The sequence below is a fragment of the Herbiconiux daphne genome, assembly GCF_024979295.1.
Classification (GTDB): domain Bacteria; phylum Actinomycetota; class Actinomycetes; order Actinomycetales; family Microbacteriaceae; genus Herbiconiux; species Herbiconiux daphnes.
Window position 1 is genome coordinate 1 of sequence record NZ_JANLCJ010000229.1, and the last position, 885, is coordinate 885.

General features: G+C 43.5%; 1 protein-coding gene. It reads right to left on the minus strand.

What is annotated here, in order from left to right:
• A partial coding sequence (nrdD, locus tag N1032_RS24290; RefSeq protein WP_310795988.1) for an anaerobic ribonucleoside-triphosphate reductase occupies positions 1–865 on the minus strand: 865 nt, incomplete at its 3' end.
• Positions 866–885: the final 20 nt, after the last annotated feature.

Below are 885 nucleotides of genomic sequence, written 5' to 3' on the forward strand. Positions count from 1 at the left end.
TATCATCATCGGGTTTCATCTTCACACCGAAAGCACCTTCAGTGTAAAGGATTGGAGCTACAGATGCTTTCACACCACGTAGACGGTTGATACGAGTATCCAAAGCACGCTTGGCAACACCTAAACGCTCATCTAGAATTTCCCAGAATTTCTCCCAATCACCTTTGGACTCAATGGCAATACGAGGCAGGTTAAGGCTAACAACACCTAAGTTATTACGACCATCAAGAACTTCATTACCATTCTCATCATGCCATACGCTGAGGAATGAACGGCAACCCATAGGACTTACAGGAATACTCGAACCTGTAATTGCTCGGTTGATTTTCGCTGAAATAATATCTGGATACAGACGTTTTGATGCACACTCTAGAGCAAGAAGTTTAACATCATAGTTAGGATCTTCTGGAAGGATATTCAACCCTTCTTCGAGGAACATAACGAGTTTCGGAAAGACTGCTGTGAGGCCATCTTTTCCGAGACCCTTGATTCGGACTTTGAGAATAGCTTTTTGGATCTCACGCTCGAACCAATTTGACCCCATCCCAAAGCTAACTGTAACGAATGGTGATTGTCCATTAGTAGTGAAAAGGGTGTTGACTTCGTACTCATATGCCTGAATACCATCCTGAATCTCTTTGGCTGTGCGTTCATTTGCAAAGCCATCAGCATCTTCAATACCCCATTTTTCAGCGAGATCATGGTATTTAACCCACGACTTCTGAGCATATGGAGCCAGAACCTGATCGATGTTTGCTAGAGTTGTACCACCATATTGATGCGAAGCAACTTGAGCTGTGATTTGAGCCATCACTGCACATGCTACACCAATAGATTTTGGTGATTCAATCTCAGCACTTCCCAAACGGAAACCATTTGCCAGCA